The organism is Pseudoalteromonas phenolica (genome assembly GCF_044788725.1).
Lineage (GTDB): Bacteria > Pseudomonadota > Gammaproteobacteria > Enterobacterales > Alteromonadaceae > Pseudoalteromonas > Pseudoalteromonas phenolica_C.
The window spans coordinates 1,831,694-1,846,272 of record NZ_CP173161.1; the positions used below are offsets into that span (position 1 = coordinate 1,831,694).

Annotated in this window: 14 protein-coding genes; 10 read left to right on the plus strand and 4 right to left on the minus strand. The window is 38.1% G+C overall.

Annotation, left to right across the window (positions count from 1 at the left end):
* A complete protein-coding gene (locus tag ACH784_RS08365; RefSeq protein ID WP_404394976.1) occupies positions 1–702 on the plus strand; it encodes an ABC transporter substrate-binding protein in 702 nt (233 codons plus the stop codon).
* 44 nt (positions 703–746) lie between these two features.
* Here the strand turns inward: ACH784_RS08365 and ACH784_RS08370 are convergent, their stop codons facing one another.
* Entirely contained in the window at positions 747–1,814 is a 1,068-nt protein-coding gene (locus tag ACH784_RS08370; protein WP_404394979.1) for a DUF3083 family protein, read from the minus strand.
* A gap of 223 nt (positions 1,815–2,037) precedes the next feature.
* Between ACH784_RS08370 and glnS the strand changes: the two genes are divergently transcribed.
* The 3 genes from glnS (at position 2,038) to ACH784_RS08385 (ending at position 6,004) form a co-directional block, all read left to right on the plus strand.
* Positions 2,038–3,702, plus strand: a complete 1,665-nt coding sequence (gene glnS, locus ACH784_RS08375; RefSeq protein ID WP_404394980.1) for a glutamine--tRNA ligase — start codon at positions 2,038–2,040, stop codon at positions 3,700–3,702.
* Between the two features lie 55 nt (positions 3,703–3,757).
* Positions 3,758–5,584 (plus strand): serine/threonine protein kinase, encoded by a 1,827-nt coding sequence (locus ACH784_RS08380; protein WP_404394982.1) that lies wholly within the window; start codon positions 3,758–3,760, stop codon positions 5,582–5,584.
* Between the two features lie 123 nt (positions 5,585–5,707).
* Positions 5,708–6,004 carry a hypothetical protein gene (locus tag ACH784_RS08385; RefSeq protein ID WP_404394984.1) on the plus strand — a complete coding sequence of 99 codons (297 nt, stop codon included), beginning with the start codon at positions 5,708–5,710 and terminating at the stop codon, positions 6,002–6,004.
* 62 nt (positions 6,005–6,066) lie between these two features.
* Here ACH784_RS08385 and ACH784_RS08390 read toward each other — a convergent pair whose 3' ends face one another.
* Both ACH784_RS08390 and ACH784_RS08395 read right to left on the minus strand, forming a co-directional pair.
* Entirely contained in the window at positions 6,067–6,516 is a 450-nt protein-coding gene (locus ACH784_RS08390) for a DUF3010 family protein (protein ID WP_404394985.1), read from the minus strand.
* A 62-nt stretch (positions 6,517–6,578) separates the two neighbouring features.
* Positions 6,579–7,571 carry an endonuclease/exonuclease/phosphatase family protein gene (locus tag ACH784_RS08395; protein ID WP_404394987.1) on the minus strand — a complete coding sequence of 331 codons (993 nt, stop codon included), beginning with the start codon at positions 7,569–7,571 and terminating at the stop codon, positions 6,579–6,581.
* Between the two features lie 221 nt (positions 7,572–7,792).
* On the opposite strand from ACH784_RS08395, the gene thrS reads away from it, so the two are divergent.
* From thrS to rplT, 4 genes are all read left to right on the plus strand, one after another.
* Positions 7,793–9,703 carry a threonine--tRNA ligase gene (gene thrS / locus ACH784_RS08400; RefSeq protein WP_404394988.1) on the plus strand — a complete coding sequence of 637 codons (1,911 nt, stop codon included), beginning with the start codon at positions 7,793–7,795 and terminating at the stop codon, positions 9,701–9,703.
* 58 nt (positions 9,704–9,761) lie between these two features.
* Positions 9,762–10,328 (plus strand): translation initiation factor IF-3, encoded by a 567-nt coding sequence (infC, locus tag ACH784_RS08405; RefSeq protein WP_404395228.1) that lies wholly within the window; start codon positions 9,762–9,764, stop codon positions 10,326–10,328.
* A gap of 176 nt (positions 10,329–10,504) precedes the next feature.
* On the plus strand, positions 10,505–10,705 hold the full coding sequence (rpmI, locus tag ACH784_RS08410; protein ID WP_023398350.1) for a 50S ribosomal protein L35: 201 nt from the start codon (positions 10,505–10,507) through the stop codon (positions 10,703–10,705).
* 15 nt (positions 10,706–10,720) lie between these two features.
* The gene (gene rplT, locus ACH784_RS08415; RefSeq protein WP_070985178.1) at positions 10,721–11,080 is read left to right on the plus strand and encodes a 50S ribosomal protein L20; all 360 of its coding nucleotides are present in this window, start codon (positions 10,721–10,723) and stop codon (positions 11,078–11,080) included.
* A 51-nt stretch (positions 11,081–11,131) separates the two neighbouring features.
* Here the strand turns inward: rplT and ACH784_RS08420 are convergent, their stop codons facing one another.
* A complete protein-coding gene (locus ACH784_RS08420) occupies positions 11,132–11,956 on the minus strand; it encodes an SDR family oxidoreductase (RefSeq protein ID WP_404394990.1) in 825 nt (274 codons plus the stop codon).
* Positions 11,957–12,103: 147 nt separating this feature from the next.
* On the opposite strand from ACH784_RS08420, the gene ACH784_RS08425 reads away from it, so the two are divergent.
* Positions 12,104–13,897: a M14 family metallopeptidase gene (locus tag ACH784_RS08425; RefSeq protein WP_404394991.1), complete on the plus strand. Its 1,794-nt coding sequence runs from the start codon at positions 12,104–12,106 to the stop codon at positions 13,895–13,897.
* Between the two features lie 11 nt (positions 13,898–13,908).
* The gene (locus tag ACH784_RS08430; RefSeq protein WP_404394993.1) at positions 13,909–14,550 is read left to right on the plus strand and encodes an MBL fold metallo-hydrolase; all 642 of its coding nucleotides are present in this window, start codon (positions 13,909–13,911) and stop codon (positions 14,548–14,550) included.
* Positions 14,551–14,579: the final 29 nt, after the last annotated feature.

Sequence of the window (14,579 nt, forward strand, 5' to 3'; positions counted from 1 at the left end):
TTGAAATTTAGTGTTTATCTATTTTTGATTTTTTTGGTAATGCCATTGCAAGCTAAAGAAGCCTTACGTTTTAATTTAGCTGCTTCTGATTCTTGGTACCCATACTATATCCCAGAGCAAAACAACCCCGGAATTTTAGGTGAATTAATCCCTTTAATTCTTCAAGAGGCTGACATTCATGGCATTGAGCTCAAGTTTCCTCCAAAAAGAACGGTATATGCAATGGAAAACGGCCTGTTAGATTTCGATGTTGTGTCTCCAGCATGGTTTGCTAATGAGTTTGCGGGAGAACAATTTATATTTTCAGATAGTTTATTAGGTATTAAAGAATATTATGCAAGCTTGTCTTCAACCAAACTTTCACCCATGGCATATGAAGATGAGGTAGGTACTATTTTAGGTTACTACTATTTTGATGATAATACTTTTACGCGTATAGATTTTAAATCAGAAAAAGAGTTAGTTCTGGCATTATCTAAAAAACGTGTGGAGCGAGTTTTGATTGGAGATTTACCAGCTAAATATTGGGCAGATAAACTTGGCGTTTCAATTAGACTCGACCAGCTCCATACAGAAGGTGAATTGAAAATTAGATTGAATAAGTCAAAAAAGCATCTTTTACCAAAACTTAATACTGCAATAAAGCGCTTAAAGGAACTAGGTAAAATCCAAGAAATCGTAACTAAATATACTGTGGATTAAAATAAGGTACTGTATTGTGGAATTCATACAGTACCTTTTGATATTTAAGCGCAATAACTAATATGTTGGAAGAAGCGTACGTTAAGTTCTTGCTTTTGAGGAGAAAGCTCGAGTGTTTGAGATAAACTTCTGATCATAGCTTCTACATTATTCATGAACTTGCCATATCCCATATCCTTGTTGTCGCTTGACTTTGCAACAACTACAAAATGCAAAGTATCAACTAACTGAGATTTATCCCAGTGCGCTTTAAACTGCACATCATCAGAACAAATATCAAAGCTTAACTTTTGTAATTCGCTATTTTGTGCAGACTTATCAATCTTGCTATTTCGTACTAATGGCAGACGCCCATCCGCAACAAAGCCGGCCTGTGTTATTTGTTTATAACCGCAAGCACTAAAGAATTTATCTTCTATAAAAGTATAAAATTGTGTGTAGTGCTCATCTTCAAGTAAGTGCTTGAACTGAGTTTTTAAAGCACGAGTAACCGGGATGTTGAATGTAACATAGGTCATTTCTGTATGATTTTCTGGAATATGGCATTGGCGAGCTTCGTATCTAGGATAGAGGCTTCTTAGTTTATAGCCATACGTCTCTTTATGACCCTTAACTCTAGCAAACAAGTCATAAGTAAGATGCTGGTGGTCTCTTACTTTAAACTCATCTTCAACGCCCAAATTAGACTTTAAATCTTGTAATGTTTTGATTACTTTCTTATGAAAATTTGCTGCGTTGGCACGCAGTTCATCACCTGTAGCTAAAAATAGTAGGCGTACTTTCTTTGCTCTTACGCCATTTTGCCAATATGACTTGTGTGCTTCATGGTATTTCGGGTTATAGAAAAATAACATTTGCTTTTCTGTTTGTAGGCAATATGACTCTTCATGAAAACGTGTAATAGGCAACTTATCATTGGCAATCATGTGAACGTTGTACAAGCCATTTTCTTCACAGGCTAAAAATAACTTTCGTGCAATGCGCTCATAACAACTATCAATATTGTCAAAGCTTGATACAAACTCATCACCAGGCTTGAACTCGGCTAAGATATATTGGTTGTTTCTTGCGTTTGTTGGAATATAAACTCGGTTAGAACTGCTAGATGCCATTTTCTTAAATCCTTGGTAGTCAATCTGAGGCGAACATTAACGAGTTTTCATGAAAGATTTATTGCGATAGGACAATGTTTAAGACAATTGTCATATTTTCGAACGGTTTTAGATTTCTAAGACAGTTTCTTTAAATAATACGGCTTAACATCTGTTAGTTCTTATTTGTTTTTGTAATAATGCGGCAAGTATAAGAATGCTTGATTCAGAGGAATGCATATCTATGGCGGACACAGAAAATCGCCCAACTAACTTTATTCGAAATATTATTGATGCTGATTTAGCTAGTGGCAAGCATCAATCTACTCATACACGTTTTCCACCTGAGCCAAATGGTTTTCTACATATTGGCCATGCGAAATCTATTTGTTTAAACTTCGGCATTGCTCAAGATTACCAAGGTTTATGTAACTTACGTTTTGATGACACAAACCCAGAAAAAGAAGACATCAACTACGTTAAGTCAATTCAAGAAGATGTATCTTGGTTAGGTTTTAACTGGGACGGTGAAATTTGCTATTCATCAAACTATTTCGATAAGCTTCATGGCTACGCAGTTGAACTAATTGAAAAAGGTTTGGCGTATGTATGTTTCTTATCACCTGATGAAGCGCGTGAATACCGAGGCACATTAACAGAGCCAGGTAAAAATAGTCCATACAGAGACACGCCAGTTGAAGAAAACTTAGCTTTATTCGAAAAAATGCGTAAAGGTGAGTTCAAAGAGGGCGAATGTGTTCTTAGAGCTAAGATTGATATGGCTAGCTCATTCATGGTACTTCGTGATCCTATCATCTACCGTATTCGCTTTGCACATCACCACCAAACAGGTGATAAGTGGTGCATTTACCCTATGTATGACTTCACGCATTGTATTTCTGATGCGTTAGAAGGTATTACACATTCACTATGTACACTTGAGTTCCAAGATAACCGCCGTCTTTATGACTGGGTTTTAGATAACATCTCTTTAGAGTGTCACCCACAACAGATCGAATTTTCTCGCTTAAACCTTGAATACACGGTTATGTCAAAGCGTAAGCTAAATGATTTAGTTGTTGAGAACCATGTTGATGGTTGGGATGACCCACGCATGCCTACTATCGCAGGCCTTCGTCGTCGTGGTTACACACCAGCTTCAATTCGTGAGTTCTGTAAGCGTATCGGTATCACCAAGCAAGATAACATGGTTGAAATGGGCATGTTAGAAGCATGTATTCGTGATGACCTAAACAATAACGCACCGCGTGCGATGGCAGTTATCGACCCTGTACGTATTGTGATAGAAAACTTCGAAGAAGGCAAAGTTGAGCAATTAGTTGCACCTAACCATCCTTCTGAAGAGTCTATGGGCACCCGTGAATTACCATTTACGAAAGAGTTATTCATTGAGCGTGAAGATTTCCGCGTTGAAGCGAATAAGAAGTTCAAGCGTCTAGTACTTGGCAAAGAAGTACGCTTACGCAATGCTTATGTTATTAAAGCTGAACGTATTGAAGAAGATGCTGAGGGTAATATCACAACTATCTTCTGTAGTTATGATCCAGATACACTAGGCAAAAACCCAGCTGATGGCCGTAAAGTAAAAGGTGTTATTCACTGGGTGTCGGCTACACACTGTGTTGAAGCTGAAGTACGCCAGTATGACAGATTGTTCAATGTACCAAACCCAGCCGCTGCTGAGTCGTTTGTTGAAACGCTTAATCCTGACTCACTCACTGTGATTAAATCAGCTAAACTTGAGCCGTCTTTAGCTCAAGCAGCCGTTGAACAAGGCTTCCAATTTGAGCGTTTAGGTTATTATTGCCGCGACAATAAAGAAGAAGGTCTTGTATTCAACCAAACGGTTGGTTTAAGAGATTCTTGGGCTAAAATAGAACAAGCTTAATCTTCAATATAAAAGGCCGATTTATCGGCCTTTTTTGATCAAAACAACAATAATTATGACTGCCAAATCAATCAATAATTTCTATATCAACGAACAGCAATCTATTTATCTGCTCTCTCACCATGACGCAAAAAAGCATAGACAGTGGCTAAATATATGTAAAAAACAATTGCAGTTACTTGGTTATAGCAATGTTGAAGAAATTGGCTCAGGTGCTTTCGGATTTGTATTCGCAGGTATTGGTGAAGACGGGCAGGAGTGGGTGTTTAAATTCTCTCGAATTACCCTTGCTCAAAGTGTCAGAGATAGGCTTGAAGACGAAGCCTATATGCTATCGCAAATAAACAATCCTATGGTGCCTAAATTTTTTGCTTTTGAACGGGTAAAAAAACAAGGCATTTTGATGATGGCCAGAGCAAAAGGAGAAGATTTAGAAAAAATCTCACTTAAACGAGGCCGTTTCTCCGTGCAAGACATCATGAGCTTAGCGTTAAAACTCAGAAATGTGTTGTTAGATTTGCGTCGTCATAAAAATGGTTTAAGTCCACAACCTATTGTCCACGGTGACATCAAACCGTCAAATATTGTTTGGGATGTTGATACAGATGAGTTTTCTCTGGTTGATTGGGGCAGCTCTGTCTATGCGCAAATTGATGAATATGGAGAAGTCATTGCCAGCAACATCATGGACTTAATGTCGGCAGATTTATCGAGTACCAATGCCCGCATGGGGGATGTGTACTTTATTGGTGATGAACAAATGTCAGGTATGCAGTCATCGCCACGGTTTGATGAACAAGGTGTTGCATCAACACTCTATGCATTGGCCAGTGCACAATCATGCCGCTTTGGTGTGGGTGTCATTCCGGCTGCAAGCCTAGGGCTACCAAAGGAATTTGCGACAGTCATAGACAATATGCTGTCTAAGGACAAAAAATTACGAGATGCAGCAGGAGACTACTTCATCCGCAATATGCCAAGTATGGCTAAAGTTTATTTGCCCGAATTAAATAATAAAACAACGAAAGCTACAATCCCATTTTGGGTTCATGAATTTGAACTTGAGCCTGATACTGTAGTGTATAGTTCTCGCAAGGAGTTTTTACGTCGCGCCGATCATAACGAACAGTTACTCGATGTGAATGATGCTCAGCTCGACAGGTATTATAAAGAGTTTTTGTTTGATACCGGAGATACCGAAAAAGCTTTTTTAGCATCGATAAGTCGATTAGCAAAATTTCCGGTGGTAGGTGGCTTAAGCTTTCATTGGCGAGAAGAGAATTTACATATTGAATCAAGTCTTATTTTGCATGATGACACATTGCATAAGGCATTCACTGACTCAGTTAATGCGACAGTTATGCTCGCCCAAGGTATTAGCCAAAAGGGGTTGTTCAAATGTTGTTTGTTCGATGCAAGGCAAACGATACAGTTAGAGCGAGATAGTACCGGCGCGTTTATTTTTGATGTACTACCACAATTAAATTACTCCGTAGTCGATACCAGTAGCCAAGAAATTACCCGTCCACATAGTTATTTTGAAGATGGTAAAGACCCTGACGAGCAATTGCAGTTGCCAAAAAGTATCATTCAATGCGTTTTTGAGCTAAACAAAATTCACCACACCGGGTGTATTATTTTTGAATCGGTAGAAAACCGTTTGAAAATACACCATTACTATCGATTGCTTGATGCATCTAAAGAAAAACAATTTAAAGCGCTTTTAGAAGAAATCATGCAGTACGCATTGTGTATCGACAACTTTGGCGTGGCGGGTTTTATGAAGCTACCTTATAAAAACACCCGTGAATTTGATTTATGCCAGAGCCAGCCTACAAACTACTACCCAAAAAACCCTAAAGCACAAAACAATTCACTATAAGATATGACCAAAGGCGTATTGAAGATTTCATTTATTTGATCAAAGCTAAAAGTTGTGGAACCTTGCATTAAAAAACACATTTAAAAGATATTCACGGCCTAATTTCAATCCTAGAGGTGTGCTATGGAAAAGCAGCAGAGACAAGATATTTTAACTTTAAGTTGGTCGATTCACGATCAAGTTGAAGAGGCCATTAGATTACATCCTGCAAGCCGTGCAGATGAAGATTGGCAAGAAAAACAACGTTTGCTTATGGCCGATATGGCATTACATTTATTACAAACGGCATTGAAGCCAGGTGAGCTACAAAAAGAAAAGTTAGTAAATAACTTAAATGCAATTTTGACGTTGAGTGATGACTATATTGATAATGTTGATTTAAGAAAGGTGTCGGATTCTTTATATGAAACGCATAAATAAACCTGTCTTAAGTGAAATAAATATCCGGCCAGATATTGCCGGATATTTATTGAGTCTATTGTTTATAGCTCTTCTGGGCGGTATGTTTTCATCATGATGTATACGTATGCATTAACAAATGCAGTCTCTTGATATTTCTTAAGCCCAGTTTCTTCAAAGTCGATTGGTAGTGGGTTACGCTTCAATTGCTCTTTAATTTCAGTTGCAGATAAAATTTTGACATCCACATCTTTTATTAATTGAATGGCAGCTTCGATTTTAAAACCTGTCGCACTACCTGCAAATTTACCCTTAGGTGCTCGTTGTTTGATGGCAACTGAGTCAACTTGATAATCTTCTAATAATTTTGCGAAATCAAATTGGAATTTGCGCATTTCTTCAGTGTTTTGGCCAACCTGACCAAGGGTAAAGCGTGTTTGACGTACATCGCGAATATCAAAAACGTCTTCTTCTTTTGTCAGCAAGCATAAAAGTACTTCACTGCCTGTGATTTCAACACCACATGTTCTCATAATCTTTCCAATATATTGAAACTAGTTAGTAATTATAACGGTGAGACGAATAAAGCTAAAGCTTAAACTGATAAATCAATCATGATAGCTGCATGATCTGAATATCGAATATCTTCTCCATCTCTTTGTGTTGATAAATGGCCATTGAATGTAAAATAGCTCAATTCTTTGATAGCACAGTTACTTTGCACGGGATCAAAGTGTTGTGAGAGTAAAATATAATCTAATACATTACCTTTACCACGATAAAAATGTGTTGCAGGTTTTTCTTCACCCTGCATGGCCTGCTGTGAAAGTATATAGCTATCAATTAAGCCACTTTCAGAAGGAACATCTTTGAACGAATGATCGTTGGCAATATTAAAAGGTAACAAGCTTGCATGCTCAAGATTATGGTTGAAGTCACCTAAAACGATAACAGGCATATTTTGATTATTGGTCATAACATCGTGCATGATTATTGAAGCTTCTAATGAGCGGTCTTGGCTGTTTCTAAGTAATGCAAATGACTGCTCGTAATAATGACGAAGTTTAGGCTCTGCATTTATTTGCTCGAATAGATTACCATCGGTGATAAGCCGCTGTGATTTTAAATGGACCACATAAAAACTTACAAAACCAATGCCAGGTAAATTTATCTTGCATTTAATGGGCGTGCGGTTAAAACCAAATGGTGTTTGATGGCCAAAATAATCAAGTAAGTCTTTATTGGGGAGCAGACAATTTAAAGATTCAATTGGATATTTAGAAGCAATAGCAACAACCGGAGAATACAGTACATCGGGTTTTAAAGCTTCATGCTTGACAGCTGAAACGGCCGAGAAATAGGGCAGGCCTTGCTCTTTACAAATCTCTTCTAGCTCATTTACTGAAAACACTTCTTGGAAGGCAACCACGGTAGGTGACATGTGAGCTAACAATTCAGAAATAAATAAAGTTTTAGATTGCCACTGACTTTGTGTATACCCTTCGAATTCAGAATAAAAACGATACGGGGGTGCTGCAAAATTGAGCAGATTAAACGTGGCAATTTTTATTGATTCATGTTCAAGCATTTAAAATTTCAATTATTCATCAATTTACAAAGTTAATTTTAGTCTTTCCCTTGAATTTAGTCACTGTGAAGGCCAAAATAAGCTTCACTAAAAATCCTTAGTTAACTTAGTCAATAAGTTTATCAATGCTTATTCGTAAAAGCGTTGTAAAAGGTTCTCAATTTTTAAATTTTAATACACGTGATACTTGGTAGGTGTCACCACTGTAAATAGGAATTATCATGCCTGTAATTACGCTTCCTGACGGCAGTCAGCGTGCTTTTGAAAATCCAGTAACAACATTAGAAGTAGCTCAAGATATCGGTCCTGGTCTTGCCAAAGCAACCATCGCTGGACGAGTGAATGGTGAAAGAGTTGATGCATGTGATTTAATCTCTGAAGATGCAAATCTACAAATCATCACAGCAAAAGATGAAGACGGTTTAGAAATTATCCGTCATTCATGTGCTCACTTAATTGGTCATGCAATAAAGCAGCTTTTCCCTGATGTGAAAATGGCGATTGGTCCGACTATCGACAATGGCTTTTACTACGACATCGATTTAGATCGCTCTCTAACACAAGAAGATTTAGATGCAATTGAAAAGCGCATGCTTGAGCTTGCAAAAACAAATTATGACGTTGTTAAGAAAACAGTAACTTGGCAAGAAGCAAGAGACACCTTTGAAGCACGCGGTGAGACCTACAAAATTGAAATCCTAGACGAAAATATTTCGAAGGATGACAAACCAGGTCTTTATCATCACGAAGAATACGTAGACATGTGTCGTGGTCCTCACGTGCCAAACATGAAGTTCTGCCAACACTTTAAGATCATGAAAGTGGCTGGTGCGTATTGGCGTGGTAACTCTGATAACAAGATGCTACAGCGTATTTACGGTACAGCTTGGGCCGATAAGAAACAGCTTAAAGCATACTTAAAGCGTCTTGAAGAAGCTGAAAAGCGTGATCACCGTAAAATTGGTAAAGCGTTAGACTTATGGCACTGGCAAGAAGAAGCGCCAGGCATGGTATTTTGGCATAATGATGGCTGGAGCATTTACCGTGAGCTTGAAGACTTTGTTCGTGAAAAGTTACGTGAGTACAGCTACGAAGAAGTAAAAGGCCCATTAATGATGGACCGTGGTCTTTGGGAAAAGTCTGGACACTGGGATAAGTATTCAGATGCGATGTTCACAACTGAATCAGAAAAACGTGAATATGCTATTAAGCCTATGAACTGCCCAGGTCACGTACAAATTTTCAACCAAGGTCTAAAATCTTACCGTGATCTGCCATTGCGTATGGCTGAGTTTGGTTGTTGTCACCGTAATGAGCCATCAGGTGCATTACACGGCTTGATGCGTGTACGTGGTTTCACTCAAGATGATGCGCACGTATTCTGTACCGAAGAGCAGGTGATGGATGAAGTGTCAGCATGTATCAAAATGGTATATGACACGTATTCAACTTTCGGTTTTGAAAACATAGTTGTTAAGTTATCAACGCGTCCAGAAAAGCGTATCGGTGACGACGAAATGTGGGATAAATCAGAAAAAGCATTGGCTGATGCATTAAAAGCGAATGGTATTGAATTTGAATACCTACCAGGTGAAGGTGCGTTTTACGGTCCTAAAATTGAATTCACATTATATGACTGCTTAGACCGTGCATGGCAATGTGGCACAGTGCAATTAGATTTTGCTTTACCGGGTCGTTTAGGTGCAACTTATGTTGCCGAAAATAACGAGCGTAAGACGCCTGTTATGATCCACCGTGCAATTTTAGGTTCTATTGAGCGCTTCATCGGTATCTTAACAGAAGAATATGCGGGTCTTTTCCCAACTTGGTTAGCACCAAAGCAAGTGGTGATTATGAATATCACCGATAAACAAGCTGATTATGTACAAGAAATTGTGCAAAAATTAAATAAACTTGGAATTAGAGCTTGTGCTGACTTGAGAAATGAGAAGATTGGCTTTAAAATTCGTGAGCATACATTAAAACGTATCCCGTATTTACTTGTTGTTGGTGATAAAGAAGTCGAACAACAAGAGGTTGCGGTAAGAACTCGTAAAGGTGAAGACCTTGGCAAGTTCTCGGTTGAAGACTTTATCGCAAAAGTAAGCGAAGAGATTAAAAACCGTAAATAAAATTATGGCGTGTAGCTAACAACAATACTTAATGCTACACGCTCTATCTTTTGATTTTTTGGAGGATCGTACCATTAGAGGCGGCAAAAAAGGGCAACCAACAGCTCAAAAACAACATCGTATTAATGATGAAATTACAGCGAGAGAAGTTCGATTAACTGGCGTTGAAGGCCAAGAACCTAGTGTTGTTTCGTTAAGAGAAGCTCAAGCTATTGCTGATGAACTAGGTGTGGATTTAGTAGAAATAAGTCCTAATGCTGAACCGCCAGTCTGTAAGGTGATGGATTACGGAAAGTTCATTTTCGAAAAAGCAAAAGTACAAAAAGAACAAAAGAAAAAGCAGAAGCAAATTCAAATCAAAGAGATTAAGTTCCGTCCAGGTACTGACATCGGTGATTACCAAGTTAAATTACGTAGCCTAAGAAAATTCTTAGAAGCTGGTGATAAAGCTAAAATCACTATTCGCTTCCGTGGCCGTGAAATGGCTCACCAAGAAATTGGTATAGATTTATTAAAACGTGTTAAAACTGATTTGGAAGATATCGCAACAGTTGAATCTTTCCCAAATAAAGTTGAAGGTCGCCAAATGATTATGATGATGGCACCTATTGCTAAGAAAGCATAAACACGGCATAATACGCTCCGATTTTGAACTAGGTCTCAAATGCTTTGGCTACCTAGTTCAACTGGTCTGTAAAAGTAGATTAATTTCTCACCAGAATTTAGGTTGTAATAAGGCTCTACAAGTGGTTTTACCCGCCTTATTACATTGATTAGCGCAATACATTTGGAGTTATTGCAATGGCTTACAAGCTAAAAACACACAGAGGCGCAGCTAAGCGTTTCAAAAAGACTGCTTCAGGCGGTTATAAGCGTAAACAATCGCATCTTCGTCACATTCTGACTAAGAAGTCTTCAAAGCGTAAACTACACCTTCGTGCTAAGTCTATGGTTCATAAGAATGACCTAGGCCTAATCGATCGTATGTTACCATTCGCTTAATAGAGGATATCAGAAATGGCAAGAGTTAAACGCGGTGTTATCGCACGTGCACGTCACAAAAAAGTATTAAAGCAAGCTAAAGGTTACTACGGAGCACGTTCACGTGTTTACCGCGTAGCGTTCCAAGCTGTAACTAAAGCAGGTCAATACGCTTACCGTGACCGTCGCGCTAAGAAACGTACTTTCCGTCAACTATGGATTGCACGTATCAACGCTGCAGCACGTCAAAACGGCCTATCTTACAGCCGTTTCATCAATGGCCTTAAAAAGTCATCTGTTGAAATCGATCGTAAGATCCTAGCTGATATCGCAGTATACGACCAAGTAGCTTTCGCAGCATTAGTTGCTAAAGCAAAAGACGGTCTTTCTGCTTAATAAGTTTTAAACTTATTGATTTAAAAGGAGCCTATGGCTCCTTTTTTAGTTTTAGCGGTTTTTGATTAAGATTTTATCTAGAAGTCTTGTACTTAAAATACGACGCATAACACCCATGAAGTAGGTTGGAAATGTGACGTAGTAACGTGGCCTAGGTTTATTTGCATTCATTGCATGAAGTAACTTTTCTAGCACCGCTTCTGGACCTAAAGTAAATTTTTGTGGAGATGTTTGGCTTTCTAAGCGGTCTAGTTGTGCGCGATAGTTGTTAGCGTGTGCACTTTGTTCAATCTCAATGTTAGTTATGAAAGCCTGTTTAGCATTTTCTCTAAATTTAGAAGCAATCGGTCCTGGTTCAATTAAACTGATGTGAATATCAGTCTCAGCTAACTCCATTCTCAAAGTATCAGTTAAACCTTCAAGCGCAAACTTACTTGCGTTGTAAGCACCTCGATAGGGAAGCGCAACCAAACCAAGCACAGAAGAATTATGAATTATTTTGCCTGTTCCTGACTTTCTCATATGTTTAATTGCGAGATTAGTAAGGTGGTGCCAAGAAAAAAAGTTGACTTCGAATTGTGCCCGTAAAGTTTGAGTCGATAAATCCTCGACAGCGCCTGGTTGGCCATAAGCACCATTATTAAAGAGGATATCGAGTTTATTGTCACAAAGCTTAAGAGCTTCATTGAAGCCTGATTCAATACTTTGCTCATTGGCCAAATCGAGGTGAACACAGTTTAATCCTTCACCGATAAGACGTGAGACATCTTCAGGCTTACGACAACTAGCAATGACTTTATAGCCCATTTTATGAAGTTCTTTTGCACAAAAATACCCGATACCAGACGAGCAGCCAGTGATTAATATTGATTTCATTTTGTTATTTCAAGTTAATTTCATAGATAAAAAATGCCGAATATGTCATTTGCTGCATTTTTTTGTTGAATCACCGCACATTCTAAATTGGATTGTAAAAGATTGATATAATTCATCTAACTTATAAATTGTTAATGAGTCTTTTACATGTTTGCAAACGTTATTATGTTATCTACTGTGTTGAGTGTGAATGGTCATCTGCCGCCATTAATGCCTTGGCAAGGTAAAAGTTTGCAATTAATTCAGAATTCAGGCCCTTTAACGACGGATTTTGAGCTCAGTGGTGGAGAGGTTTCTCCTAGCTACGAAGACACAATTAAGTTTGTTGATCGTTTAATTGCTGCAAATCCAACTCAATTTGCAAGTATTGATATCGGGCAGAGTAATGCTGGACGAAATATCAAAATGATTGTTGCCAGTGAAAGTGGTCAATTCTCTGCAAATATGATTAAAAGTAATGGCAAGCCAACGATTTTGATCCAAGCTGGAATTCATTCGGGTGAGATTGATGGCAAAGATGCAGGTTTCATGCTTTTAAGAGATATAGCAACTGGTAAAAGAAGAGATATACTGACAAAAGTTAATATTCTTTTTATTCCAATTCTAAACGTCGATGGTCATGAGCGTCGTAGTAAATTTAATCGAATTAACCAACGAGGCCCTGTTGAAATGGGCTTCAGAACTAATGGTAACAACCTTAACTTAAATCGTGATTACACAAAACTAGATACCCCAGAAGTGATGTCAGTGATCAACGTAATCAATGAATTTAAACCTGATTTATATGTTGATGTACATGTAACTGATGGCGCGGACTACCAATATGATGTGACGTATGGTTTTACGCCTTCTTTTGCGAGTGAATCACCGAAAATAGCAAAGATTTTAGAAGATAAGTTTCAGCCACATATTCATAAGACATTAACAGACAGCGAACATGTTCCTGGACCTCTGGTTTTTGTCATGGACAAGCGAGAGTTTAAGTCTGGTTTAGCAGGTTGGATTGCGGGGCCAAGGTTTTCAAATGGTTGGGGCGATTTAGCGACAGTCCCCACTATATTGGTAGAAAATCATTCGTTAAAACCTTATAAGCAACGGGTTCTCGGTACATATGTCTTTCTTGATGGCGCCATTGACGCTTTATCAATCCACTATCAAACACTAAAAAGTGCAGTTGTTGCTGAGCAAACAACACCAAGTGAACTTGTTTTAGATCGTAAGTATTCACAAGAACCGGATTTTATTAAGTTCAAAGGTATTAAATATAAAAAGTTCAACAGTGCTTTATCTGGCCAAACTGAAGTGAAGTATTTGGGTGAAGCAGAATACTATGAAAATCTTCCAATTTTTTGGCGAAAAGAGATTGTGAATAAGGTAAAAGTACCAACAGCATTTTATCTGCCGCCAGCATACAGCCAGATTGTCAATAAATTAACGTTGCAAGGTATCGTTGTCGAGAAAGTGTCGGATACTTCACCGGTGTCTGCATTGAAAAGAGCAGATGTTGAAAATTTTGAATTCGACAAAATGCCTTTTGAAGGACGTTTTAGAGTTAAAGCGAATTTCAGTTATCAAGATATTGAAGTTAAACCACTTAATGGATGGTACAGAGTAGCTACAGACCAAGCTAGAGGAAAACTTGCTACCCATTTGCTTCATCCTGAAGCACCAGACTCATTTTTTGCTTGGGGTGATTTTAATACAATATTCCAGAGAACTGAGTATGTTGAAAATTATGCATTAGTACCTTATGCACGTTCGATGTTAAAAGATAATCCTAAATTGGCCTTAGAATTTGATAAAAAACTCAGAGAAGATAAAGTTTTTGAATCTGATCCTAAAGCCCGTTTGAATTGGTTATATTCGAAAACCCCATTTTATGATGCGGGCTATTTAAAGTATCCAGTCTTATTTCAGTATAAGATTGAACAAAAGAAGTAGAGAATTAAACAGTGAAAGTCGTTACCAAGCCTGTCACTGCATTCATGCAAAATACACGTTTCATTACATGTAATGAAACTGGGGAAACTGCGATATTAGACCCTGGTGGAGATGCTGAGTTATTGCTCAAACATGTAACAGATAATAATCTTAATATTCGTTGTATTTTGCTTACACACGGTCATTTAGATCATGTTGGTGCATGTGTTCAATTAGCAAAACAACTTGACATTAAAATTTTTGGTCCTTGTGAAGAAGAAAAGTTTTGGTTTGATGCGTTGCCTATGCAATCCCAAATGTTTGGCTTTGATCCTCATGAAGTATTTTACCCAGATAATTGGTTAAAAGATGGCGATGTATTTGAGTTAGGCTGCTTAAAATTTGAAGTTCGTCACTGTCCTGGTCATACACCTGGCCACATTGTTTTTTATGAAGCAGCGAACAAAGCAGTTTTTGTTGGTGATGTACTATTTAAAGGCTCCGTGGGTCGAACAGATTTCCCAAAAGGAGACAGCCAACAATTAACGCATTCTATTAAAACACAATTATTTACCTTACCGGATGACGTCGAAGTATATTCTGGGCATGGGCCAAATACTTCAATTGGATATGAGAAAGCACATAATCCATTTATGAGTGGCCGATTTGGTTAAATACAACTAACATTTAATCTAATAAAGAG